This is a genomic window from Paraburkholderia sp. HC6.4b, assembly GCF_014200875.1.
Classification (GTDB): Bacteria; Pseudomonadota; Gammaproteobacteria; order Burkholderiales; family Burkholderiaceae; genus Paraburkholderia; species Paraburkholderia tuberum.
Genome location: NZ_JACHDC010000015.1, coordinates 192,565 through 215,801, shown reverse-complemented (window position 1 = coordinate 215,801; position 23,237 = coordinate 192,565). Strand labels below are relative to the sequence as shown.

At 64.3% G+C, this 23,237-nt stretch carries 22 protein-coding genes; 12 read left to right on the top strand and 10 right to left on the bottom strand.

The window, feature by feature from the left end:
- The first annotated feature begins 128 nt into the window (after positions 1-128).
- Positions 129-605 carry a nitrate reductase associated protein gene (locus tag HDG34_RS23080; RefSeq protein WP_184062390.1) on the top strand — a complete coding sequence of 159 codons (477 nt, stop codon included), beginning with the start codon at positions 129-131 and terminating at the stop codon, positions 603-605.
- 77 nt (positions 606-682) lie between these two features.
- Here HDG34_RS23080 and HDG34_RS23075 read toward each other — a convergent pair whose 3' ends face one another.
- Positions 683-832: a hypothetical protein gene (locus HDG34_RS23075; protein ID WP_184062387.1), complete on the bottom strand. Its 150-nt coding sequence runs from the start codon at positions 830-832 to the stop codon at positions 683-685.
- Here HDG34_RS23075 and HDG34_RS23070 point away from each other — a divergent pair.
- Positions 831-4,019 (top strand): EAL domain-containing protein, encoded by a 3,189-nt coding sequence (locus HDG34_RS23070; protein WP_184062385.1) that lies wholly within the window; start codon positions 831-833, stop codon positions 4,017-4,019. The genes HDG34_RS23075 and HDG34_RS23070 overlap by 2 nt on opposite strands.
- Positions 4,020-4,080: 61 nt before the next feature.
- Here HDG34_RS23070 and HDG34_RS23065 read toward each other — a convergent pair whose 3' ends face one another.
- Together HDG34_RS23065 and HDG34_RS23060 are read right to left on the bottom strand one after the other, a co-directional pair.
- Positions 4,081-4,692, bottom strand: a complete 612-nt coding sequence (locus HDG34_RS23065; RefSeq protein WP_184062383.1) for a glutathione S-transferase family protein — start codon at positions 4,690-4,692, stop codon at positions 4,081-4,083.
- A 123-nt stretch (positions 4,693-4,815) separates the two neighbouring features.
- Positions 4,816-5,211, bottom strand: coding sequence for an acyl-CoA thioesterase (locus HDG34_RS23060; RefSeq protein ID WP_090803024.1), 396 nt, complete (start codon positions 5,209-5,211; stop codon positions 4,816-4,818).
- A 206-nt stretch (positions 5,212-5,417) separates the two neighbouring features.
- Between HDG34_RS23060 and HDG34_RS23055 the strand changes: the two genes are divergently transcribed.
- Complete coding sequence (locus HDG34_RS23055; RefSeq protein WP_184062381.1) at positions 5,418-7,316, top strand: ABC transporter ATP-binding protein/permease; 1,899 nt, start codon at positions 5,418-5,420, stop codon at positions 7,314-7,316.
- A 3-nt stretch (positions 7,317-7,319) separates the two neighbouring features.
- Here the strand turns inward: HDG34_RS23055 and murU are convergent, their stop codons facing one another.
- Positions 7,320-8,033 (bottom strand): N-acetylmuramate alpha-1-phosphate uridylyltransferase MurU, encoded by a 714-nt coding sequence (gene murU, locus HDG34_RS23050; RefSeq protein WP_184062380.1) that lies wholly within the window; start codon positions 8,031-8,033, stop codon positions 7,320-7,322.
- 3 nt (positions 8,034-8,036) lie between these two features.
- Positions 8,037-9,104, bottom strand: coding sequence for an aminoglycoside phosphotransferase family protein (locus tag HDG34_RS23045; protein WP_184062378.1), 1,068 nt, complete (start codon positions 9,102-9,104; stop codon positions 8,037-8,039).
- 224 nt (positions 9,105-9,328) lie between these two features.
- Between HDG34_RS23045 and HDG34_RS23040 the strand changes: the two genes are divergently transcribed.
- The 4 genes from HDG34_RS23040 (at position 9,329) to rsmA (ending at position 15,106) form a co-directional block, all read left to right on the top strand.
- Entirely contained in the window at positions 9,329-11,701 is a 2,373-nt protein-coding gene (locus HDG34_RS23040; protein WP_184062376.1) for an LPS-assembly protein LptD, read from the top strand.
- 65 nt (positions 11,702-11,766) lie between these two features.
- Entirely contained in the window at positions 11,767-13,131 is a 1,365-nt protein-coding gene (locus HDG34_RS23035; RefSeq protein WP_184062374.1) for a peptidylprolyl isomerase, read from the top strand.
- A 13-nt stretch (positions 13,132-13,144) separates the two neighbouring features.
- On the top strand, positions 13,145-14,155 hold the full coding sequence (gene pdxA / locus HDG34_RS23030; protein WP_184062372.1) for a 4-hydroxythreonine-4-phosphate dehydrogenase PdxA: 1,011 nt from the start codon (positions 13,145-13,147) through the stop codon (positions 14,153-14,155).
- 108 nt (positions 14,156-14,263) lie between these two features.
- The gene (gene rsmA, locus HDG34_RS23025) at positions 14,264-15,106 is read left to right on the top strand and encodes a 16S rRNA (adenine(1518)-N(6)/adenine(1519)-N(6))-dimethyltransferase RsmA (RefSeq protein ID WP_184034614.1); all 843 of its coding nucleotides are present in this window, start codon (positions 14,264-14,266) and stop codon (positions 15,104-15,106) included.
- Between the two features lie 42 nt (positions 15,107-15,148).
- On the opposite strand, the gene HDG34_RS23020 is transcribed toward rsmA, so the two are convergent.
- Positions 15,149-16,096, bottom strand: a complete 948-nt coding sequence (locus HDG34_RS23020) for a DMT family transporter (RefSeq protein ID WP_184062370.1) — start codon at positions 16,094-16,096, stop codon at positions 15,149-15,151.
- A 219-nt stretch (positions 16,097-16,315) separates the two neighbouring features.
- The gene (gene gloA, locus HDG34_RS23015) at positions 16,316-16,711 is read right to left on the bottom strand and encodes a lactoylglutathione lyase (protein WP_184034604.1); all 396 of its coding nucleotides are present in this window, start codon (positions 16,709-16,711) and stop codon (positions 16,316-16,318) included.
- A 351-nt stretch (positions 16,712-17,062) separates the two neighbouring features.
- On the opposite strand from gloA, the gene HDG34_RS23010 reads away from it, so the two are divergent.
- The 5 genes from HDG34_RS23010 to HDG34_RS22990 all read left to right on the top strand — a co-directional run bounded on the left by HDG34_RS23010 (position 17,063) and on the right by HDG34_RS22990 (position 20,932).
- Positions 17,063-17,899 carry a transporter substrate-binding domain-containing protein gene (locus tag HDG34_RS23010; RefSeq protein ID WP_184062367.1) on the top strand — a complete coding sequence of 279 codons (837 nt, stop codon included), beginning with the start codon at positions 17,063-17,065 and terminating at the stop codon, positions 17,897-17,899.
- Positions 17,900-17,950: 51 nt separating this feature from the next.
- On the top strand, positions 17,951-18,667 hold the full coding sequence (locus HDG34_RS23005) for an amino acid ABC transporter permease (protein ID WP_184062365.1): 717 nt from the start codon (positions 17,951-17,953) through the stop codon (positions 18,665-18,667).
- Between the two features lie 21 nt (positions 18,668-18,688).
- Positions 18,689-19,333, top strand: coding sequence for an amino acid ABC transporter permease (locus tag HDG34_RS23000; protein ID WP_184062363.1), 645 nt, complete (start codon positions 18,689-18,691; stop codon positions 19,331-19,333).
- Positions 19,330-20,082 (top strand): amino acid ABC transporter ATP-binding protein, encoded by a 753-nt coding sequence (locus HDG34_RS22995; protein ID WP_311548379.1) that lies wholly within the window; start codon positions 19,330-19,332, stop codon positions 20,080-20,082. Before HDG34_RS23000 ends, HDG34_RS22995 begins: the two co-directional genes overlap by 4 nt.
- A gap of 100 nt (positions 20,083-20,182) precedes the next feature.
- The gene (locus HDG34_RS22990; protein ID WP_184062361.1) at positions 20,183-20,932 is read left to right on the top strand and encodes an IclR family transcriptional regulator; all 750 of its coding nucleotides are present in this window, start codon (positions 20,183-20,185) and stop codon (positions 20,930-20,932) included.
- 9 nt (positions 20,933-20,941) lie between these two features.
- Here HDG34_RS22990 and HDG34_RS22985 read toward each other — a convergent pair whose 3' ends face one another.
- Genes HDG34_RS22985 through gmhB form a run of 3 tightly spaced genes read right to left on the bottom strand, consistent with a single transcriptional unit; the run spans position 20,942 to position 23,236 of the window.
- A complete protein-coding gene (locus HDG34_RS22985; RefSeq protein WP_090805591.1) occupies positions 20,942-21,835 on the bottom strand; it encodes a M48 family metallopeptidase in 894 nt (297 codons plus the stop codon).
- Positions 21,836-21,883: 48 nt separating this feature from the next.
- Positions 21,884-22,642, bottom strand: a complete 759-nt coding sequence (locus tag HDG34_RS22980; protein ID WP_090803045.1) for a 1-acyl-sn-glycerol-3-phosphate acyltransferase — start codon at positions 22,640-22,642, stop codon at positions 21,884-21,886.
- Between the two features lie 39 nt (positions 22,643-22,681).
- Positions 22,682-23,236, bottom strand: a complete 555-nt coding sequence (gmhB, locus tag HDG34_RS22975; RefSeq protein WP_184062359.1) for a D-glycero-beta-D-manno-heptose 1,7-bisphosphate 7-phosphatase — start codon at positions 23,234-23,236, stop codon at positions 22,682-22,684.
- Between the last annotated feature and the right edge of the window lies 1 nt (position 23,237).

The following is a 23,237-nucleotide window of genomic DNA, read 5'->3' as shown; positions in this document are numbered from 1 at the left end:
TCAAAGGGTGCGCCGGGCTCGCCGTGTGCTTCGCGGCGGCCGCCGCGCGGGGCGCCGTCGCGCGAATAAGTTCTAAAATACCTCAAGCGACGCCCGCACGCTGTCCGCCACCGACAAGGAGCACTGACATGGGACTCAACGAAGCACCGCTTCTGTTCGACTTCGAAGTCGCGTCTTCGGAGAATTTCACTTATATCCCGATGTCGGTGCGCTTCAATCTCGACCGTTTCGGGCTGCGCATCACGCTCGCGCAGTGGCAGCAACTGCCGCTCGAAGATCGTAAGCTGCTCGCGCGTTTCCCGGTCGAAGACGACACGCAGATCGAACCGAATTTCGATCACGCGCTGTTCGAGATGCTGCGCACGCACGCGAACGTCGAACCGGAGTGGTTTACGCCTGAGGAGTCGCCGGCCTGGCGTCAAACCGACAGCGTGCCCGACGGTGTCGCGCATCAGGCGGGGCTGGCCGGTCTCGCCGCGCCGAGCGTCGCGCGCTGGGCCGAGCTCGATCCTTTCAAGCGCTATGTGCTCGCGAAGCTGTCGCGCAAGCCCGAGGCGAGCCACGATTTCGTCCCGGCGATGAAGGAATTTGGAGCCGCCGGCTAGGTGCGGCCGGCTAGGTGCGGCCGGCCAGCCGCTCCCAGCCAGGCGCCCCCACCAACTCGCAGCCTTCCCCCAAATCATCAGATTTTTTTCACGCCGACCCTCAACCCGCTTCCGATCGCGGCCGTTATCCAAAGGATGGCGCGTAAAAGACTTGCATCGATGCGGCCCGACGCACCGGCAGCGAGCGCGCTCTCCCGCCCTCGGAACGATTGACGTTCGGAATCCATGAATCCTTTTCTATCGAAGCGACTGCTGATCAATATTGCGGTCGTGGTCGTCGCGGTCGGTGCAAACGCGTTCGTTGCGTACACGCAGATTCGCGGGCAGCGCGACGCCGATGCGCGCCTCGCGCGCTCGACTAGCGTGCGCCTGAACCTCGATGCGTATCACGCCGCGCTCGATAACGCGCTCGCCGCTCTGCACCGCCTGAAAGAATCGGGCAAGCCGGTGCCGCCCGACGCGGCCGCTTCGATGACGAACACACTCGCGAGCCGCGAGCAATCACTGCGCGACGAACTCGCGAGCGAGCCGTACATGTCGGGGGCGCTCGCCAGCCTGAGCGCGGCGCGGCACGCGTTGCAGCACGATCTGGAGGACACGCTGCGCAACCATGCGAGTGACCTGCCCGGAGCGGCAAGCGCGGCGTCGGGCGTGGCGCACGCGGCATCGACCGAAGCACCAGGGGCGGCCCCCCTCGACGCGCCATTCGAGGCATCCCTCGACCCTGCGCCGTCGAACTCGCATCTTGCCCCCGCGCTAGAGCGTGTCGAAGCCGCGCTCGCCACGTTGCGCAGCGAGGAAAACCGCTCGTTGCAGATCTCGCTCGCGGCATCGGCGAGCGACAGCGAGCGCGCGATGTTCGTGCTGCTCGTGACGATGCTCACCGGCAGCGTGCTGCTGTTCCTCACGTTCGGCGTTCGCGAGAACAGCGCGCGCGAAAAACTGCGCAGCGCCCGCGCGCTGGTGCGCAACGACGAGCGTTTTCGCAGCCTGTTCGACGATCACACCGTGCCGATGTACATCTTCGATCGCGACACGCTGTGCTTTCTCGCCGTCAACAAGGCCGCGATCCAGCAATACGGCTACACGGAAGACGAGTTTCTCGGCATGACGATCCGCGCGATCCGCCCGAACTCGGAAATCGGCCGCCTGGAGACGCATCTGCAGCGTAGCGCCGACCTCCGCCAGAGCCACACGATGGCGGGCATCTGGCGGCATCGGCGCAAGGACGGCTCGATCCTCAGCGTCAACGTGTCCTATCACGCACTGAACTTCATGGGCCGCGACGCCTTGTTCGTGCTGGCGGACGACGTGACCGACCAGATCAACGCCGAAGCCGAAGCGCAGCGCTCGAATCAGATGCTCGAAGCGGTGATCGACAACATTCCGCAGCGCATCTTCTGGAAGGACCTGAACTCACGCTATCTCGGCTGCAACATGGCATTCGCGCGCGATGCGGGGCTCGCGTATCCCGAGCAGGTGGTCGGCAAGAGCGACGCCGACCTGGCGTGGCGCGCGTTCGCCGACCTGTTGACCGAGCACGATCGCGAAGTCGTGAGCACCGGCGTGCCCAAGATGAACTTCGAGGTCGACTTCGTGATCGACGGCTTGCACCGCACGACAGTCACGAGCAAGCTGCCGTTCACCGACGGCGGCGGTCAGGTGATCGGCGTGCTCGGCTCGTACACCGACATCACCGAGCGCAAGCGCGCCGATCTCGCGCTGCGTCTGCAAAGCCGGGCGCTCGACGCGAGCGTCAACGCGATCCTGATCACCGCGCCGTCGCCGTCGGGCAATCTGATCGAATACGTGAATCCGGCGTTCATGCGCATCACCGGCTACGATCCCGCCGAGGTGATCGGCCACGACTGCCGCGTGCTGCAACGCGACGACCGTGACCAGGAAGGCGTCGCGTTGATCCGCGAGGCGCTCGCGGCGAATCGCGAGGTCAGCGCGGTGGTGCGCAACTATCGCAAGGACGGCGCGCTGTTCTGGAATCAGCTGTTCATCGCGCCGGTGCCGAACGCGGAAGGCGTGATCACCCATCATATCGGCGTCGTCAACGACGTGACCGAGCTGATCCGCTATCAGGAGCAGCTCGAATATCAGGCCAACTACGACGGCCTTACGCGGCTGCCGAACCGCAACCTGCTGCGCGACCGGCTCGAACATGCGCTCGTCGTCGCGCAGCGGCATCATTCGGGCGTCGCGGTCGTGTTCCTCGATCTCGACGGCTTCAAGAACGTCAACGACAGCCTCGGCCATAGCGTCGGCGACCGGCTGCTCGGCGTAGTCGCCGAACGGCTCGCGCGCTGCTCGCGCACCAGCGACACGGTTGCGCGTCACGGCGGCGACGAGTTCGTGATCGTGATGACCGACACCGTCGACGAGCAATCGCTGATCACGTGGATGGAGCGCGTGCGCGCGTCGATCGCCGAGCCGGTGTGGCTCGACGGCACCGAGCTGTACGTCGGCTGCAGCATGGGCGCGAGCCTGTTCCCGCAGGACGGCGAGGATGCCGAAACGCTGATGAAGAAGGCCGACGTCGCGATGTATCGGGCGAAGGACATGGGCCGCAACACGTTCCAGTTCTATCAGCCGGAGATGAACGCGAGCGCGGGCGCGCGCCTGAATCTCGAACGACGCCTGCGCCGCGCGCTGCGCGACAACGAGTTCCTGCTGCACTATCAGCCGCAGGTCGATATCGGCAGCGGACAGATCGTCGGCATCGAGGCGCTGGTGCGCTGGCACGATCCCGAGGTCGGGCTCGTGCCGCCGTCGTCGTTCATTCCGCTCGCCGAGGAAAGCGGGCTGATCGGGCCGCTGTCGGAGTGGGTGCTGCGCGAGGCGTGTCGGCAGAATAAGGCGTGGCAGGATCAGGGCTTGCCGCCGGCGCGCGTGTCGGTGAATCTGTCGGCGCGGGTGTTCCAGCAGCGTGACATCGCGAAGCTCGTGATGCAGGTGCTCGACGAGACCGGACTCGAACCGAAGTACCTCGAACTCGAGCTGACCGAAAGCACGATCATGCGCAACGCGGAAGAAGCGGTGTCGATGCTCAACGAACTGCACGCGCTCGGCATCGGTCTCGCGATCGACGACTTCGGCACCGGCTATTCGAGCCTCAGCTATCTGAAGCGCTTCCCGGTGGACCGCTTGAAGATCGACCGCTCGTTCGTGTCGGATATCGGCGTATCGGGCGACGATGAGACGATCACGTCGGCGATCATCGCGCTCGCCCATTCGCTGAAGTTGCAGGTGATCGCCGAGGGCGTGGAAACGTCGGCGCAACTCGACTTCCTGAAGGAACGCGCGTGCGACGAAATGCAGGGCTTCTATTTCGCGAAGCCGTTATCGACGGAAGCGATTGCCGAACTGCTGCACGGCGGGCTGGTGCCGGAGCTGGAGCCGGCGTGAGGGGAGCGTGACGCGGCGACGGGTGTCGCCGCGGGTCGCCGCGTGCCGCGTCCAACGCTGCTCACTGAGCCGGCGTGTCCTTGAACACCGGCAGGCTTTCCGCGAACGCGGAAAACTTCTCGAGCCGCGGATGATCGGCCTTGCTGACCGCCTCCGGCAGCATCATGTGCGTGAACTGCCAGGCTACGGCGACGGCCACCTCCGCCGCGCTGAACTGCTGCTGCGTGTCGGGCAGCGGCCCTTCGCCCAACTCGCGTTCGAGTTCGGCATAGGCGGCGAGCAGTTGCGCGCGCACGCGCTCGACCCACGGTTCATGCTGCTTCTCCTGAGGCCGCAGATTGCGCTCGTAGACGATCTGCACGCTCTTTTCGCACGCGGCGAGCGCGAGACCCGTCAGACGCGCGGCGCGCAACGCCGCGTCGGCTTGCGTCGGGAACAGCGGGGTGGGGCCGGCGAGCGTTGCCAGATACTGCAGGATCACCGTCGAGTCCATCAGGATCGCGCCGTTGTCGGCGACGAGCGTCGGCGCCTTGACGACCGGGTTGATCTTCGCGAACTGGTCGTAGGTGCGGAAAACCGAAATCGACTCGTGTTCGAAGTCGAGCGCGAGCAGCTTCATGCAGATGGCGACGCGCCGCACGTAGGGCGAGTCGAGCATACCGATCAGTTTCATCTCGTTTCCATGAGAAGAGCGACTATGGGGCGTCCCGGGCCTCGTGCGCTGATCGGCTGGAACGGCTAGCGGGTGGCGCGGCGCGTGACGCGTGGAATCGCTAGCTTAAGCATCCTCGCCGGCTCAGTCCAGCGCGGGCAGCGCGCGCGGACGGCGGTCGCTGTCGGTGGCGACGTAGGTGAGGATCGCTTCCGTGACCTTGACGACTTCCTGCGAGAGCCTCAACCGCTGCGCGTAGACCTCGACCGACACGGTCACCGACGTATTGCCGGTCTTCACGATATCCGCGTAAAAGCTCAGCAGATCGCCGACGAACACCGGTTGCTTGAACAGGAAAGAATTAACCGCGATCGTCGCGACCCGCCCATTCGCGCGACGGCTTGCCGGAATCGAGCCGGCGATGTCGACCTGCGCCATGATCCAGCCGCCGAACACGTCGCCATGAATGTTCGCGTCCGATGGCTGCGGCATGACGCGCAGCGCGCACGGCTTGGACGGAAGTTGAAGAAGATCGGTCATCGGGACATCCTTGGGAAACGTGTTCGAGTGTATTGACGCGCATTGACGCAATGGCTGGGCCAGTTCGACAGTAGGCCATGCAAAGCGCCGCCAGTCGGCTTCTGCGACAATAGAAAGATCAGGAATTGTACGGGAAAGCACCCAGCGAAGCGCGCGAGCCGCGCGCCGCTGCGAACTCCGGCAGCTCCACACTCTCCCCACGATTTATGCGCCGCGCTCCTTCGTCCGAACCCTCGCCGATTTCCACCGCACCCCGCAACGACTGGCAAACGATCCTGTCGCTGCTGCCATACCTTGCCACCTACAAATGGCGAGTCGGCTTCGCGCTCAGCTGCCTGATCGGCGCGAAGGTCGCGAACCTCGGCGTGCCGATCGTGATGAAGCGCATCGTCGACAGTCTCGCGTCGGTCCGGCATCTGACCGCGCTCGGCCGCACGCAGGACGCGCCCGGCATCGTGCTGCTCGGCGGCGTCGGCTTGCTGGTGGTCGCGTATGCGGTGGTGCGGCTATCGACGTCGCTCTTCACCGAGTTGCGCGAAATGCTGTTTTCGAAAGTGACCGAAAGCGCGGTGCGCCAACTCGCGCTGAAGGTGTTCCGCCACCTGCACGGACTGTCGCTGCGCTTTCATCTGGAGCGGCAGACGGGCGGCATGTCGCGCGATATCGAGCGCGGCACGCGCGGCATCACGCAGCTGATTTCCTATTCGCTGTACAGCATCCTGCCGACGCTCGTCGAAGTCGGTCTCGTGCTCGGCTTTTTCGTCGTCAAATACGAGGCCTATTACGCGATCGTCACGTTCGTCGCGCTCGCGGTGTACATCGCGTTCACGGTGAAGGTCACCGAGTGGCGCACGCACTTTCGCCGCACGATGAACGAGCTCGATTCGAAGGCGAATTCGCGCGCGATCGACTCGCTGCTCAACTACGAGACCGTCAAGTACTTCGGCAACGAGGAGTGGGAAGCGAGCCGCTACGACGAGAACCTGAAGCGCTATCGCGCGGCGGCGATCAAGTCGCAGCGTTCGCTGTCGGCGCTGAACTTCGGGCAGCAGGCGATCATCGGCACGGGGCTCGTGTTCATCCTGTGGCGCGCGACCCAGGGCGTGATGGCCGGGCGTCTGACGCTCGGCGACCTGGTGCTGATCAACACGTTCATGCTGCAGCTGTATATTCCGTTGAATTTTCTCGGCGTGGTCTATCGCGAGCTGAAGCAGAGCCTGACCGACATGGACCGCATGTTCTCGCTGCTCGGCGCACCGCGGGAAGTACCCGACGCGCCCAATGCGGTGGCTTTGCAAGTGAGCGGCGCGCAGGTGCGCTTCGACGACGTGAGCTTCGCGTACGAGCCTTCGCGGCAGATTCTGCACGGCGTGAGCTTCACGATCGCGGCCGGCACGACGACGGCGGTGGTCGGCCACAGCGGCTCGGGCAAGTCGACGCTCGCGCGGCTGCTGTTCCGCTTCTACGATCTCGACCGCGCGACGGGCGGCGCGATCCGCATCGACGGGCAGGATATTCGCGACGTCACGCAGGATTCGCTGCGCGCGTCGATCGGCATCGTGCCGCAGGACACGGTGCTGTTCAACGACTCGATCTACTACAACATCGCGTACGGTCGGCCGTCGGCGACGCGCGACGAAGTGATCGCGGCGGCGCGCGCCGCGCATATCCACGAGTTCATCGAGAGTCTGCCGAAGGGCTACGACACGCCGGTCGGCGAGCGCGGGCTCAAGCTGTCCGGCGGCGAAAAGCAGCGCGTCGCGATCGCGCGGACCATACTCAAGAATCCGCCGATCCTGTTGTTCGACGAAGCGACGTCCGCGCTCGATTCACGCTCCGAGCGCGCGATCCAGCATGAGCTCGACCTGATCGCGCGCGAACGCACGACGCTGATCATCGCGCACCGGCTGTCGACGGTCGTGCACGCGCAGCAGATCATCGTGATGGACAAAGGGCGCATCGTCGAGCGCGGCACGCACGCGGAGCTGTTGCGCGCGAACGGTTTGTTCGCGCAGATGTGGGCGCTGCAGCAGCGCGCCGCGCACACCACGGATGCGGTGGAAAGAGCGGAAGCAGTCGGGGCAGGTGAGAGCCCGGCGAAGTAAAGCTCAGCGCGCGCGCAGCAGCCGATCGAGCGCTTCCAGCTGCGCCTGGGTGCCGATGTTCTCCCACAAGCCTTCGTACAGCTCGCCGCTCGCGAGCCCACGCGCGATGGTCGCGCGGTAATACGGGCTCAGCGCGCGCCGCGTGCCGCGCGGCAGATCGCTGAACATGCGCGTGTCGTACAGACCGAAACTGCCGAACGTGAGGCGCGGCTGCGCGTCGAGCGACAGCACGCCGTCGACGAGACCAAAGTCGCCGTTCGGGTGAAACGCCGGGTTCGGCACCATCACCAGATGCATGCCGGGCTCGGGCAGCGCCTTCAGCCGGCCGGCGTGCGCGTGCAGCGCGGCGTAGTCGTAATCGGTGTACACGTCTCCGGCCACCGCGACGAACAACTGATCCGCGCCCTCGTCGGTCAGTAGCGGCAGCGCCTGCGCGATGCCGCCCGCGGTCTCCAGCGCCTCGTGCTCGGGCGAGTAGCGCAGCTCGACCTGCCAGCGCGAACCGTCGCCGAGCGCGGCTTCGAGCTGCGCGCCGAGCCACGCATGATTGATCACGATGCTACGGATGCCGGCCCGCGCGAGCCGTTCGATCTGCCATACGATCAGCGGCTTGCCGCCCGCTTCGAGCAAGGGCTTCGGGCACGCGTCGGTCAACGGACGCATGCGCTCGCCGCGGCCCGCGGCGAAAATCATCGCTTTCTTTACGGACATCGTCATCGGTCAGAAGGTGTAGCCGATTTCCTGCGCGCGGCCGTCGAGGTCGTCGAGCAGTTTCGCGAACCCGCGCAGCGGCGCGTAACGCTCCGCCACCTTGCGTGCATAGCCGATGAAGCGCGGCAGGTCGTTCATGTAATGCGCCTTGCCGTCGCGGTAGTTGATGCGGCAGAACAGGCCGAGCACCTTGATGTGCCGCTGCAGCCCCATCCATTCGAGCTGGCGGTAGAACTCGCCGAAATCGGCATCGACCGGCAGGCCGGCTTTTTTGGCGCGCTCCCAGTAGTACGCGAAGCAGTCGAGCTCGAACTCCTCGTCCCAGCTGAGGAACGCGTCGCGCAGCAGCGACACGACGTCGTACGTGATCGGCCCGTACACCGCGTCCTGGAAGTCGAGCACGCCTGGGTTCGGCTCGGCGATCATCAGATTGCGCGGCATGAAATCGCGCAGCATGAAGCTTTGCGGCTGCGCGCGCGCGCTCGCGATCAGCAGCGCGAACGTGCGATCGAGCAGCGCGCGCGTGGCGGCATCGACCTCGCGGCCAAGGTGCCGGCCGATGAACCACTCGGGCATCAGTTCCATCTCGCGGTGCAGGAACGCTTCGTCGAACGGCGGCAGCACGTCTTCGCGCGAGCTGAGCTGCCAGCGGATCAGGGCGTCGAGCGCGTCGCGCATCAGCGCGCGAGCCGCGCGCGTGTCGCCCGCGGCCTGCGCGTCGGTCAGCGCGCCCAGATACGACGCGGTGCCGAGATCGGTGACGAGCATGAAGCCCGCGTCGAAGTCGACCTCGAGCACGCGCGGCACATGCACGCCGGCGGCGGCGAGCAATTGCGCGATCTGTGCGAATTCGCGGCATTTTTCGGGCGGCGGCGCGTCGACGGCGATCAGCGTGGCCGCGCCGTTGCCTTGCGCCGCCTTACCGGCGAGCCGGAAATAACGGCGGAAACTGGCGTCGGACGAGGCCGGAACGAGGGTGTCGGGCTCGAGCGCATGGCGCGCCGCGTGGCCTTGCAGCCAGGCCTTGAGCAGGGAGAGACGGGTGTCGGTGAAATCTTGGGTGGAAGGCAGCGTCATGAAAAGCGGCGGCAAATTCTTGGGGACAACGTCTTGCCATATAATACCCCACGACTTTTTTGACGCGACTCACACGCCAGCTTTCGCGTGCTCCGTTTCACCGCCCGCCTTATCACTCGGCAAATTGGGAATCCAGACGTGCAGCCGACTCTAACGGTCGCGGTGTGCAGGCGGTGGATCGTGACGACGAAAGCTTACGCACGGGTCGACTCGCCAAACGATACATGCCGCCCAGACAGCTTTCCGATACCACTCCTTCCTGTGCAGTAGTGCCGCGCAAAAGGCGGCTCGTCGCGGCGCTGATCGCCGTTCCGGGCCTGATGCCCGCGCTTGCGCACGCCCAACTGGTGGGGGAAGCTGCGCAACCGCAGGCGGTCTACCCGCCGTGGGGCATGCAGCTTGCGCCGCAGCTCGAGGATCATCCGTTGCAAACGGGCCAGCGGCCGGCCACCTTCGTGCTCGGCGACCACGCGAGCGGCACGATCGACCAGGATCTGGCCGCCAAGGGCTCGGCGGAAGTGCGGCACAACACGTCCGTGATCAAGGCCGACGCCCTGCACTACGATCAGGACACGGACATGGCCGATGCGTACGGCAATGTCCACGTGATCAATACCGGCAATACCTTCATCGGACCCGAAGCGCATCTGCGCGTCGATTCGACCGAAGGCTTCATGACCGCGCCGAAGTACCACTTCACGCTGACGGGCGGCTCGGGTAGCGCGCAGCGCGTCGACCTGCTCGACGCCGAGCGCTCCGTGTTCACGCAGGGCACCTACACGGCATGCGCGTGCACGGACAATCCGGCCTGGTACATCAAGGGCAGCGAATTCGATTTCGACACCGGCGCCGACGAAGGTGTCGCCTACAACAGCGTGCTGTTCTTCCAGGGCGTGCCGGTGTTCGCGTCGCCGTGGCTGTCGTTCCCGCTGTCGGGCGATCGGCGCAGCGGCCTGTTGCCGCCCACGTTCTCGCTGAGCTCGACGAACGGTTTCGAGCTGTCGGTGCCGTATTACTTCAACATCGCGCCGAATCGCGATCTGACGGTCACGCCGCGTCTGATCTCGAAGCGCGGTGTGCAGTTGCAGAGCACGTTCCGCTATCTGTCGCCGACGTATTCCGGGTCGATCACCGGTGAATTTCTGCCCGACGATCGCCTGACGAAGACCAACCGCTACGCGCTGTACATCCAGCACAACCAGAATTTCGGTAACGGCTTCGGCGGCTACATCTATTACAACAAGGTTTCGGACAACACCTATCCGGAAGACCTGTCGTCGTCGGTCAACCAGTTCATGAACGGCACCCAGCTCCTGTATCAGCAGGAAGCCGGGTTGACCTACAACAACGGACCGTGGTCCGTGCTCGCGCGCGAGCAGCACTGGCAGACGCTGGAGCCGTCGGTCGCGCCGTACGGCCGCCAGCCGCAGTTGAACGTCAAGTACGCGAAGTACAACATCGGCGGCTTCGATTTCGGCGCTGAAGCCGACTACTCGAACTTCCGCATCACCACCGCGGATCTGAGCGAAGGCCAGCGGGTGCTGTTCAACCCGTACCTGTCGTATTCGGTGGTGGGGCCGGGCTACTTCGTCACGCCGAAGGTGCAGTGGCACTTTGCGTCGTACAACCTGAACAACATCGGCACCGATCTGGCGAACGTGCCGGGGGCGCAGAAGAATTTCACCGAGTCGATTCCGACCTTCACGTTCGACACGGGACTGACGTTCGAGCGCTCGGTGCGCATTTTCGGCGCGGACTATATCCAGACGCTGGAGCCGCGCCTGTACTACGTGTACACGCCGTACCGCAACCAGAACAACGCGCCGCTGTTCGATACCGCCGAATCCGACTTCGGTCTCGCGGAAATCTTCACGCCGAATACGTTCGTCGGTAACGACCGGATCGCCGACGCGAACCGCCTGACCGCCGGTCTCACCACGCGCTTCATCAACCCGTCCACCGGCGACGAGCGCGCGCGCTTCGTGATCGCGCAGCAGTATTACTTCCGGGATCAGCGCGTTACGCTGACGCCGACCCAGACCAGTACCCAGGCCACGCACTCGGACCTGATCGCGGGCGCGTCGATCAAGCTGGGCGCCGGTTTCGCTTCGGAAACGGCGTTCCAATATAATGCGGACAATAACCAGCTCACGAAGACGAGTGTCGGCTTCGGGTTCAGTCCGGCGAGCGGCAAGGTCATCAACGTCGCGTACCGCTACACGCGCGCCAACACCACGCTCGACAACCAGCCGATCAATCAGGTGTTGATTTCGGGCCAATGGCCGCTGACGCACCGGATGTACGGTGTCGGCCGGTTCAACTACGACCTGGGTGGCCACCGTATCGTCGACGGCCTGGTCGGCCTGCAATACGACGCGGACTGCTGGACGCTCGGCGCCGGCATCCAGCGCTACGCGAACGGCCTGAACTCGTCGGGACAGAATCAGTCGAGCACACGGTTTCTGGCGCAGTTGACGTTCAAGGGCTTGTCGAGCGTCGACAACGGGCTGATGACCGCGTTCCGCAGCAGTGTGGCCGGCTACATGCCGTTGCCGCCACCGCCACCGCCGGAGTCGCGGTTCACCAACTACGAATGACGGTCGCCCGGTCATTCACGGCTTGCGAAAAGACGGGCGAAGCGCCCGACATCATTGGAGTATCTGTGGCAATCATGAAACAGCTTCGCTTGGCAATACTCGCGGCGGGTCTCGTCGCCGCGGCGTCCTTCCTTCCAGTCGCGTCGGTACAGGCGCAGGCATTGGCCGGCAATAGCGGCCAGACGGTGGACACCATCGCCGCAGTGGTCAACAACGGTGTCATCACGCAGCGCGAGCTCGACGAGCGGGTCGGTCTGATCGCGCACCGGCTGAACCAGCAGAACGCTCCGGTGCCGCCGACGGACCAGTTGCGCCAGCAGGTGCTCACGCAGATGGTGCTCGAGCGCATCCAGCTGCAGAAGGCCAAGGAAGACGGCATCACCATCGACGACGCGGCCGTGCAGCGCACGCTCGAGCGTCTCGCGCAGGCGAACAACATGTCGCTCGCCATGTACCGCGCGCGCATCGAGGCGCAAGGCGTGCCCTGGACCACTTTCACGAGCGACGCGCGCACGGAGCTGACGCTGTCGCGTCTGCGCGAGAAGGAAGTGGACAGCAAGATCACGGTGACGGACGCCGAGGTCGCGAACTACATCGCCAGCCAGCGCGGTCCGGGCGCCGGCCAGACGAACGACCTGCACATGCAGCACATTTTCGTGAAGGCGCCGCTCAACGCCTCGGAGACCGACATCGAGGCGGCGCAGAAGAAGGCCGCGGCTCTGCTCGCCGAAGCGAAGGGCGGCGCGGATTTCGAAAAGCTTGCGAAAGCCAATTCGCAGGCGCCGGACGCGTCGAAGAACGGCGGCGATCTCGGCTTCCTCGCGCCGTCGAAGCTGCCGCCCGAGTTCGTGAAGGCCGCGTCGGCACTGCGTCCGGGTGAGATCGATCCGGATCTGATCCGCACCAACGACGGCTTCGAGATCGTGCGTCTGGTCGAGCGCCGTGCCGGCCAGGGCACCAGCGCGGACGCGCCGAAGCTCGTGCAGACGCACGTGCGCCATATTCTGCTGCGCGTCGGCGACGGTCAGTCCGAACCGCAGGCACGCCAGAAACTGCTCGACATCCGCAACCAGATCGCCGCCGGCGGCGACTTCGCGAAGTTCGCGCGCACCTACTCGCAGGACGGCTCGGCGTCGCAAGGCGGTGACCTCGGCTGGGTCAGCCCGGGCGAGACGGTGCCCGAGTTCGAGCGCGCAATGAACTCGCTGCAGGACGGTCAGATCAGCGAACCGGTGCGCAGCGAATACGGCTACCACCTGATTCAGGTGCTCGGCCGCCGCGATGCGCAAGGCTCGATTGCGCAGCAGATGGATCTCGCGCGTCAGGCCATCGGCCAGCGCAAGGCGGAACAGGCGTATGCCGACTGGCTGCGCGAGCTGCGCGATACCGCGTACGTCGAAGTGAAGCCGGCCACGGCGAACGTGCAATAACAGAGCCAATGCGATGACGAGCGCTGCCCAGCCCACCCACCGCCCGCTGCAGATCGCGATCACGACCGGCGAGCCCGCCGGCGTCGGTCCCGAGCTGACCGCGCAGGCGCTGGCCGGCGCGGCGGCGCACTGGCCTCAGGCGCAGTTCACCGTGCTCGGTGATGCGCAACTGCTCGCTGAGCGCGCGCGCGCGGTCGGCGTCGATTGGGCGGCGCTGCTCGCGCCAGGCCCGCGCGTGCGGCTCGAACATCACTCGCTTGGCGCACCAGCGCAGGCAGGCAAGCTCGACGCCGCGAACGGCCGCTATGTGCTCGATCTGCTCGATGCGGCGATCGACGGCGCGGTGGCCGGCAGGTTCGACGCGATCGTCACCGCGCCGCTGCAAAAAAGCACGATCAACGACGCCGGTGTGCCGTTTACCGGCCACACCGAATATCTGGCCGAGCGCACCCATACGCCGCGCGTCGTGATGATGCTCGCGGGCACCGGCAAGCGGCCGCTGCGCGTCGCGCTTGCGACCACGCATCTGCCGTTGAAGGACGTGTCGGCGGCTTTGACGATCGAAAGCCTCGTTGCAACGCTGCGCATCATCGATCACGACCTGCGTCACCACTTCGGCTTGCCCGCGCCGCGTATCCTCGTGACGGGGCTCAATCCGCACGCGGGCGAAAACGGCTATCTGGGCCGCGAGGAAATCGACGTGATCACGCCGGCGTTGCGGCAGGTGAACGGCGAGGGCGTCGACGCGCGCGGTCCGTATCCGGCCGACACGCTGTTCCAGCCGCGTTATCTCGACGAAGCCGACTGCGTGCTCGCGATGTTCCACGACCAGGGCCTGCCGGTGCTGAAATTCGCGACGTTCGGCGAAGGGATCAACGTGACGCTCGGCCTGCCGATCATCCGCACGTCGGTCGATCACGGCACCGCGCTCGATCTGGCCGGCACCGGCCGCGCCGACGCGGGTAGCCTGATGGCCGCCGTCGACACGGCGGTGTCGATGGCGCAGCATCGTCGCGCGGGCTGAGGCGCGGGTAGCGTGGGCGGTCGCGGTGCTCGTGACGCGCCGCGTGGCGTCGTGTTTCCACCGTGACGTCTTTCATTCTCAAGCAGTTTTCTTTCTAGCGTTTCTCCGATGTCCACCAGCAGACAGCAAGGCCGGCACCAGGGCCATCTCGCGCGCAAGCGTTTCGGTCAGAACTTCCTGGTCGACATGGGCGTGATCGATTCGATCGTCGACGTGATCCGGCCGCAGCGCGGCGAGCGCATGGTCGAGATCGGGCCGGGCCTCGGCGCCCTGACCGAGCCGCTGATCGAGCGGCTCGCGACGCCCGAGACGCCGCTGCACGCGGTCGAACTCGACCGCGATCTGATCGGCCGTCTGAAGACGAAGTTCGGCAACCTGCTCGAACTGCACGCGGGCGACGCGCTCGAATTCGACTTCGGCTCGCTCGCGGCACCGGGCGACAAGGCGTCGCTGCGCATCGTCGGCAATCTGCCGTACAACATTTCGAGCCCGCTGCTGTTTCATCTGGCGACGTTCGCGGAGCGCGTGATCGATCAGCACTTCATGCTGCAGAACGAGGTGGTCGAGCGGATGGTGGCGGAGCCGGGCACGAAGGCGTTCAGTCGCCTGTCGGTGATGCTGCAGTACCGCTACGTGATCGACAAGCAACTTGATGTGCCGCCCGAGTCGTTCCAGCCGCCGCCGAAGGTCGATTCGGCGATCGTGCGGATGATTCCGTACGAGCGGCACGAACTGCCGGTGGTCGACGAAAGCGTGCTCGGCGGGGTGGTGACGGCGGCGTTTTCGCAGCGTCGCAAGATGTTGCGCAACACGCTTGCCGCGCTGCGCGACACCGTCGATTTCGACGCGCTCGGCTTCGATCTGCAACGCCGCGCGGAGGACGTGCCGGTCGCCGAATACGTGAGTGTGGCGCAGGCGGTGGCGGCGCGCTCGGCCGCTGCGCCGGAATAGACTCGTCGCTCGACGGCGGCAGGGCGCCGCCGTCGAGCCCGCTTACCGTTTCGCCGGCGCGTTGACGAGCGCGATGCCGGTCAGCACCAGCAGCGCGGCGATCAGAAAGCGCGCGCTGAACGACTCGCCGAGCAGCAGCACGCCGAAGGTGACGCCGAACAGCGGCGTCAGAAATGAAAACACCGACAGCCTTGACGCGATGTAACGCGTCAACAGCCAGAACCACAACAGATAGCTGACGAACGCGACGATCACGGCTTGATACGCGAGGCTCGCGAGCGCGAGCGGCGTCACGCTTTCCACGCGCACCTCGCCGAGCCCCAGCGCCAGCGCGAGCAGCACCACCGCCGACACAGTCAGCTGATAGAACAGCGTCTTGCTCGCGCTCGTCCGCGCGAGCCGCGAGCCGCGCACGATCACCGTGGTCGCGGCCCACGCGATGCCGCCGAGCACGCCGAGCGCATCGCCGGCCGCGCCCGCGAGCGTCGAGCCGTGGACCGCGCTTGCAGCCGTGCCCGCGTCTGTGTGCAGGAAGCCGTCCGCGAACGCGAGCGCCATCCCCGCGAACGCGACGACAATGCCGAGCCACTGGATGCGCCGCATGCGTTCGCCATCGACGAACCAGTGCAGGCCGAGTGCCGTGAAACACGGCGCCGTGTACAGAAAGACCGCCATGCGCGACGCGCTCGTCAGCGTCAGGCCGAGAAAGATGCAGACGAACTCGGCCGCGAACAGCACGCCCGCGAGCAGGCCCGCGCCGAGCGTGCCGTCATCGCGAAAGAGCGGCGTGCCGCGCGAGCGTGCCCATGCCCACACGAGCAGCGCCGCGATCGTCGAGCGCAGCCCCGCCTGAAAGATCGGCGGCACCGCCGCATTGGTGGTCTTGATCGCGACTTGCTGCAGCCCCCAGATTGCGCACAGGCCGATCATCAACAGGATCGCGAAGCTATCCGGGGTGCGGCGCGCGGGCAAGGCGGTGGTCGTGCTCATGGCGGTGTGGTGAAGAGGTGGGGAGTGCACGGCGAGCCGGTCGGTCCGGTGCGCGGCGAAAACGCCGAGCGTCAGTAGTCGGCGTTTTTTGATGGCGTCGGCACGAGGCAAGATTGCCGGGCGAATTCGCCCGGCGTCAATTCGCCGGGTGCAACGTGAAGCCGGGCTGTGTTTTCATCGTTCTGGCTGACAGCGCGACTCGTGCTCGCCATCGGACGTTCAGTCGACTCGCCCCTTCTTCTGTATCAGCTCGATCTTGTACCCGTCCGGATCGGCGACGAAGGCGATGACAGTCGTGCCGTGTTTCATGGGCCCAGCTTCGCGTGTAACGACACCGCCGCGTTTCTTCACTTCTTCGCATGCCGCATAGGCGTCGTCGACTTCGAGGGCGATGTGACCGTAGCCGGTTCCGAGGTCGTACTTGCTCGTGTCCCAGTTGTACGTCAGTTCGATCGCCGCGCCTTCGGATTCGTCCTCGTAACCGACGAATGCGAGGGTGAACTTCCCGTCCGGGTAGTCGTGCTTTCGAAGCAGGCGCATTCCGAGAACTTCAGTGTAGAACCGGATCGATGCGTCCAGATCACCGACTCGAAGCATGGTATGCAAGATTCGCATGAGGACTCCTTTGATAGTTTGTCGATAAATGCGTCGACCTGCGGCAATTGTAAATGATTGCCGTATAGCTTGAGCCCGAAGCCGCGCCGCCCGCCCGGCGCACTGCGGACTCGATGCGCATCGTGGAATTCGATCGGACCTATTTGAACAAAAAAGTATGGGCAATAAGGGTTTGTGTGCGGTTGCCGGTTTGATATTAGTGTCCAACACTCAGCATCAATCCGGTTCGTCAGATAGTAGTCTGATATATCGGACAATCGATGCGTGACCCGGCGATTCGTTGAGCGTGCAGACAGGCGCTGAAGCCGATTCGTCCGCTCCGGACCACTCTTCTCCGCTTAGGACCCTGCCATGAAGCTTGCCAAACGAGGCGCCCACGCCGCCTTTCTGTTCGCTGTTGCTGGATTGCTCGCAATCACCGGCTGCACCAAGGTTGCCACGCCAGGGCAGAGCGCAGCGGCATCCCCCTCGACGCTTCAGGCCGTGCTGCAGCGAGGCACGCTGCGCGTCGGCGACTGCCTGACGTTCGCGCCGTTCGGGTTCTATAACAAGGACGGCCAACCAGACGGCTATGACGTGGACCTCGCGAAGGAACTCGCGAAGCAGATGGGCGTGAAGCTCGAGGTCGTGAATACGACGAGCGCGAACCGGATTCCGAATCTGCAGACCAGCAAAGTGGATGTCGTGTTCTGCAACTTCACGCGTAATCTGGAGCGCGCGAAAGTAATCGAATTCACGACCCCCTACGTGGTTGCCAGCGAAGCACTGCTGGTCAGAAAAAATAGTGGCGTTCAGTCGATCAAGGACATGGGCGGTCGCACGATTGCGACGGTCAAGGGCTCGACCAATGGCGACGAAGTGCGCTCGCTGAATATCCCGATCAAGATCCAGGAATACGACAGCTCGCAGGCCGCGATTCTTGCCGTCAAGCAGGGGCAGGCCGACGCGATGATCGAGGACAACAACTTTCTTGCGTATCAGGCCAAGCTCGATCCTGAACTTGCCGTCACGAACGAAGCGCTGGTCCCTCTCGAATACAACGCGTTCGGTGTCAAGGCCGGCGATCAGGAATGGCTCAACTACCTGAATCTGTTCCTCTTCAACGTCAATGCGTCGAAGCTCAACGCGCAGCTCTACAACAAGTGGTTCGGCACCGATCCGCGCTACCCGCTCAATCCGCAGTTTTGAGGAGCGGGAGATGCCGATATCTAATGAAACCCGAACGATGCGGAGGGTGAGATGAGTTACGAGTGGCTCACTCTGTGGGGCTACGTGCCCGAGTTTTTGAGCGCGAGCTGGCTGACGTTGCAAGTGACCGTGCTGGCATTCGTACTGGCGCTAGTCCTCGGCTTGTTGACCGCGCTTGCCAGCGGTTCTGCGCTCGCGCCATTTCGGTTGATTGCTCGCGGCTACGTTGAAATCATCCGCAACACGCCTGTTCTCCTGCAGATTTTCATCGTTTTCTTCGGTCTGCCGTCGGCGGGTATTTCGCTCGACGCATACTGGGCGGGCGTCATTGCGCTTGGCGTCAACGTCGGTGCTTATCTATCGGAAGTGTTCCGCGCCGGCATACAGTCGGTGCCGCGCGGCCAACTCGAGGCCGCCGGCATTCTCGGTCTCGAACGCGCGCAGATCTTCGTCGAGGTCGTGCTACCGCAGGCGACGCGCGCGGTCTATCCGGCCATCGTCAACTACCTGATCCAGTTGCTGCTCGGTACGTCGCTGCTGTCCGCCATTGCGTTGCCGGAGTTGACCGGCACTGCGACCGTGATCAATTCGCGGACGCTTCTCTATCTTCAGACGTTCAGCGTGACGCTCGTCGCGTATCTCGTGCTCAGTAACGTACTGTCCTGGCTTGCGGGCCAGCTCGGAGCGCGGATCTTTCATCCTCCCCTCGTCATGCCGGCGCGCACCGGTTTCGGGACCGGCTTTATGCGCCGGACGAAACGGGCCTGATTCCCGGATTGGAGTTGGATCATGTCAGTCGAATTGCTGAAAACCAGTTTCTCCATCCTGCTGCAGGGTCTGGTGACGACGCTGTTGCTTTCCATTGCGTCCATCGTGGGCAGCACGCTGATCGGCCTTTTCGCCGCGGTCTTGCGGTCGTTCGGACCGTGGGGCACAGCCCGCCTTGCCAGACTCTATACGGAGCTGTTTCGCGGCACGCCGGTACTCATCACGCTGATGTTCATCTATTTCGGCGTGTCGTACTTCGGTTACGCGATCGACGTCTTCGCAGCGGGCGTCATCGGCTTGAGCATCTATCAGGGCGCCTACATCGCCGAAATCTTCCGCTCAGGGATCGAGGCGGTACCCAAAGGTCAATGGGAGGTATCTCAGATCCTCGGTCTCACGCGGGCTCAGTCGTTCTCGTTCGTCGTGCTGCCTCAGACGGGAAAGATCGTGTTGCCGCCTCTCGTCGGTCAGTATCTGTCGCTCATCAAGGACACGTCGATCGTCAGCATGATCGGAATGTCCGAGTTGATGCATGGTGGCCAGGCCATCGTCGACCGGGTCGGAAAGCCCGTGGAAATCTACGGACTCGTCGCCCTCATTTACTTCGCCGTGTGCTTCCCGCTCTCGCAATGGGTGCGCCACCATGACAGCAGGAGATTGTCGTGAGTAACCAAAGCCAAACCAGACCCATCATTTCACTGACGGGCGTCAGCAAAGCATTCGGTTCGACTCGGGTGTTGAACGAAATCAATCTCGAGGTTCGCTCGGGCGAAGTGCTGGTGCTCATTGGCGCGTCCGGCTCGGGTAAGAGCACGGTCTTGCGAATCATGGCGGGATTGGAGACCACCGATTCCGGCGAGGTCTGGGTCAACGATGTGCCCATGCATGATCCGCGCCGAGCGCGAGAGATTCGTGGCCATGTCGGCATGGTCTTCCAGCAGTTCAATCTGTTTCCTCACAAGACCGCGCTCGGCAATGTCACGCTCGCGCTTATCAAGGCACGCCGCATGAGTCCGGACGACGCGCGCAAGCGCGCCATGGACACACTCGACCGTGTCGGGCTCGCGGACCGCGCGGCACACTATCCAAGCCAGTTGTCGGGCGGTCAGCAGCAACGCGTGGCGATTGCGCGAGCGCTCGCGGTCGAGCCCGGCATCATGTTCTTCGACGAGGCGACGTCCGCGCTGGATCCGGAGCTGGTCGGCGAGGTCACCGAGGTGATGCGTGGGCTCGCGCGCGACGGCATGACGATGGTCGTCGTCACGCATGAAATGGGCTTTGCCCGCAAGACCGCCGACCGCGTGGTCTTCATGGACAAGGGCGTCATCGCCGAGCAGGGCGATCCGGAACAGATCTTCGTCAATCCCGCGAACGAACGCACGCGGCAATTTCTGCACAGAGTTCTCGACCATTGATTTGTCACGGCCTGTAAGTCGCTTTCGCGGGTCTGCCGCGCGATAAACTCACGTCGCTTGAAAGACAACCGGTCGGATGAACGCTTTACGGAGTGAACGCATGGCTGTAACCGAATCGTCTCGGGCGAGAGGCGTGGATCGCGTCATCGCGATGTTCCGGCAATTGCACGTCGCCCAACGCCCGCTGACCATGCGCGAATTAATCGAGGCGACCGGCGCGCCGCGTTCGAGCATTTACGAGCTGGTCGCGATTCTCGCGGAAGTGGGCTGGCTCGAGACGGCCGCGGATGGGAGCGTGTTCTTCGGGCGCGAGATGCACTACTACGGGTCCGACTATGCAACGCACAACGATCTGATTAGCCGCGCGCATCAATCCATTCTGGCATTGGTACGGAAGTACGACGAGACCACGCAGCTGTGCATGCTGGAAGGCAACAAGTACACGGTCGTGTTATCCGAGAACAGTGCCCGGCCATTCAACATCAGTTCGGACATCGGCGTGAGAGTGCCGATTCCGTGGACCGCCACGGGACGTCTGCTGCTAGGTCACCTGAATGCCGACGAGATTCGCGCGCTCATTCCGGCCGAAGATTTCATCCTCGACAACGGGGTGAATATCGAATTCGGCGAATTCCTGAACGACGTGCAGGCCGCAAAAGAACGAGGCTACTGCTGCACCGAAGGACTCTCGAATGCGTTCAGGCTTTGTATGGCAGCGCCGATTCGCGACCGTGCGGGACTGCCGATTGCGGCGCTGTGTTTCATGACCGGCCGCGACACGAGCCCGGACAGGCGCGGCGTGATGCTCGACGATCTGTTGCAGTCCGCGAAAGCGCTCTCGCATAGATAGCGCCCGGCCTCAAAGCGTCGGCAACAGCTCCGGCGGATGCGACTTCAGTGTCTGCCGCGCCTCGCGGAACTCCGGAAAAATCGATTCGACCGTCTGCCAGAAGCGCGGACTGTGATTCATCTCGCGCAGATGCGACAGCTCGTGCGCGACGACGTAGTCGATGATCGACAGCGGAAAGTGGATGAGCCGCCAGTTCAGGCGGATTTTGCCGTCGCTCGAACAACTGCCCCAGCGCGTCGCCGCCGAAGACAAGGCATACGCGCGATAGTTGACGCCCAGCTTCTGCGCGTAGATCGCCAGACGCTCGCCGAACAGCCGCTTCGCTTCTCCTTGCAGCCAGCCCTGCACGCGATCCTTGATCTGCTGCGGGTCGGCTTGCAACGGCAGCGGCAATTGCAGCGCGCCGTGCTCGGCGCTGAACGCGAGCATGCCTTGCGGCGCGCCGAGCGTCACGCGCACCGGCTGACCGAGGTAGGGCACTTCGGCGCCGTCTTGCCAGTCGATCTTCGGCAATGCACGCTGCTCGACGCGCGTTTGCCATTCGATCAGCTTCGTAAAAATCCAACGCTGTTTTTCGGTGATCGCGGTTTCGATATCGGCGAGCGTGACCCAGCGCGGCGCGGTGATCGTGAGGCCGGTGCTGTCGATCGCAAAGCCGATCGAGCGGCGCGCGGAACGCTTGAGCGCGTAATGCAGCGTGCGTGAACCGATGGCGAGACTGCGCAGCTTGCTGCCGTCCGGCGCGAGCGGCGCGACGGGCGGCCGGGCCGGTGCTGAGCCCAATGAACCCGGCGCGGAAGGTGAAGGAGACGACGACGTCGACCCCGGCTCGGCGAAGAGCGGGAGATCGAGCTGCCGGTTTTCGAGCGCCGCGGCGGGCTGCGGCGTAGGAGACTTCTGCATCGGCTTCGCTTCGCGCAATACGCCTTCGGAGTTCGAGGGCGTGGCGCGTCAGATGGGCGCGGCGGCGGAATCGTTAGCCGCCGCGCTGTAGGCAGTCGGATCGATGCGGCGCATCTCGGCTTCGATCCACTGCTCGACGCGCGTGTTCACTTCGTCGGGCGTGAGCCCCGTCGTGTCGATCGGCTTGCCAATCGACACCGTGACTATACCCGGATATTTAAGAAACGAGTTGCGCGGCCATACGCGGCCCGCGTTGTGCGCGATCGGCACGACGGGGGCACCGCTCGCGATCGCGAAGCGCGCGCCGCCGGTCTTGTACTTGCCCTGCTTGCCGGTCGGCGTGCGCGTGCCTTCCGGAAACATGATGACCCATGCGCCTTCGGCCATGCGGGCCTTGCCCTGGTTCGTGACCGATACGAACGCGTATTTGCCTTCCTTGCGGTTGATGTGAACCATCTTCAGCATGCCGAGCGCCCAGCCGAAGAACGGCACATACAAGAGCTCGCGCTTGAACACGTAGCACAGCGGGCGCGGCATGATCGCCGGAAAGGCGAGCGTTTCCCACGCCGACTGATGCTTCGACAGCAGCACGGCCGGGCCGTTGGGCAGATTCTCGAAACCTTCGATGCGGTAGCGGATGCCGTTCAGGTAGCGCACCGTCCACAGCGTCAGACGACACCAGCCGGCCGCCATCCAGTAGCGGTTTTCCGCGCGCAGGAACGGAAACGCGATGAAGCACGCGGTCGCGTACGGCACCGTGAACACAACGAAATAAATCAGCAGCAGCAGGGAACGGATAAAGCGCATCGGCGTGGTCGGTGGGGGGTGGGAGCGCGGTGCGCGCGTTTATTCCTGAGCGTCGGCGAGAAAGTCGAGCGCGAACGCGCGCAGGTCGTCGTGCACGATCGTGCCTTCGGGCAAGCCGCCCGCGGCGAGGGTCTTGCGGCCCTTGCCGGTCAGCACCAGATGCACCGGGTGACCGAGCGCAGCGCCCGCCTGCAGATCGCGCAGAGAATCGCCTACCGTCGGCGTATGCGCCGGATCGACCTCGAATCGCTCGGTGATCATCTTCAGCATGCCGGGCTTCGGCTTGCGGCATTCGCATTGATCTTCCGCCGTGTGCGGGCAGAAGAACACCGCTTCGATGCGCGCGCCGACCGCTGCCGCCATCCGGTGCATCTTCAGATGCATCGCGTTCAACGCATCCATGTCGAACAGACCGCGGCCGATGCCCGACTGGTTCGTCGCGACTGCGACGCGATAGCCGGCCTGGTTCAGGCGTGCGATCGCTTCCAGCGAGCCGGGCAGCGCGACCCATTCGTCCGGCGACTTGATGAATGCGTCGGAGTCGACGTTGATCACACCGTCGCGGTCGAGGATCACCACTTTCTTGATCGGCATG

Bases quoted from the DNA above. Each gene is read 5' to 3' on its own strand.
- gmhB (WP_184062359.1), bottom strand. From the start codon at position 23,236: ATGCCGATCAAGAAAGTGGTGATCCTCGACCGCGACGGTGTGATCAAC.
- HDG34_RS23000 (WP_184062363.1), top strand. From the start codon at position 18,689: ATGTCAGTCGAATTGCTGAAAACCAGTTTCTCCATCCTGCTGCAGGGT.
- HDG34_RS23010 (WP_184062367.1), top strand. From the start codon at position 17,063: ATGAAGCTTGCCAAACGAGGCGCCCACGCCGCCTTTCTGTTCGCTGTT.
- murU (WP_184062380.1), bottom strand. From the start codon at position 8,033: ATGACGATGTCCGTAAAGAAAGCGATGATTTTCGCCGCGGGCCGCGGC.
- HDG34_RS23045 (WP_184062378.1), bottom strand. From the start codon at position 9,104: ATGACGCTGCCTTCCACCCAAGATTTCACCGACACCCGTCTCTCCCTG.
- HDG34_RS22985 (WP_090805591.1), bottom strand. From the start codon at position 21,835: ATGCAGAAGTCTCCTACGCCGCAGCCCGCCGCGGCGCTCGAAAACCGG.
- HDG34_RS23075 (WP_184062387.1), bottom strand. From the start codon at position 832: ATGGATTCCGAACGTCAATCGTTCCGAGGGCGGGAGAGCGCGCTCGCT.
- HDG34_RS23005 (WP_184062365.1), top strand. From the start codon at position 17,951: ATGAGTTACGAGTGGCTCACTCTGTGGGGCTACGTGCCCGAGTTTTTG.
- HDG34_RS23065 (WP_184062383.1), bottom strand. From the start codon at position 4,692: ATGAAACTGATCGGTATGCTCGACTCGCCCTACGTGCGGCGCGTCGCC.
- HDG34_RS23020 (WP_184062370.1), bottom strand. From the start codon at position 16,096: ATGAGCACGACCACCGCCTTGCCCGCGCGCCGCACCCCGGATAGCTTC.
- pdxA (WP_184062372.1), top strand. From the start codon at position 13,145: ATGACGAGCGCTGCCCAGCCCACCCACCGCCCGCTGCAGATCGCGATC.
- HDG34_RS23060 (WP_090803024.1), bottom strand. From the start codon at position 5,211: ATGACCGATCTTCTTCAACTTCCGTCCAAGCCGTGCGCGCTGCGCGTC.
- rsmA (WP_184034614.1), top strand. From the start codon at position 14,264: ATGTCCACCAGCAGACAGCAAGGCCGGCACCAGGGCCATCTCGCGCGC.
- HDG34_RS23070 (WP_184062385.1), top strand. From the start codon at position 831: ATGAATCCTTTTCTATCGAAGCGACTGCTGATCAATATTGCGGTCGTG.
- gloA (WP_184034604.1), bottom strand. From the start codon at position 16,711: ATGCGAATCTTGCATACCATGCTTCGAGTCGGTGATCTGGACGCATCG.
- HDG34_RS23080 (WP_184062390.1), top strand. From the start codon at position 129: ATGGGACTCAACGAAGCACCGCTTCTGTTCGACTTCGAAGTCGCGTCT.
- HDG34_RS22990 (WP_184062361.1), top strand. From the start codon at position 20,183: ATGGCTGTAACCGAATCGTCTCGGGCGAGAGGCGTGGATCGCGTCATC.
- HDG34_RS23055 (WP_184062381.1), top strand. From the start codon at position 5,418: ATGCGCCGCGCTCCTTCGTCCGAACCCTCGCCGATTTCCACCGCACCC.
- HDG34_RS22980 (WP_090803045.1), bottom strand. From the start codon at position 22,642: ATGCGCTTTATCCGTTCCCTGCTGCTGCTGATTTATTTCGTTGTGTTC.
- HDG34_RS23040 (WP_184062376.1), top strand. From the start codon at position 9,329: ATGCCGCCCAGACAGCTTTCCGATACCACTCCTTCCTGTGCAGTAGTG.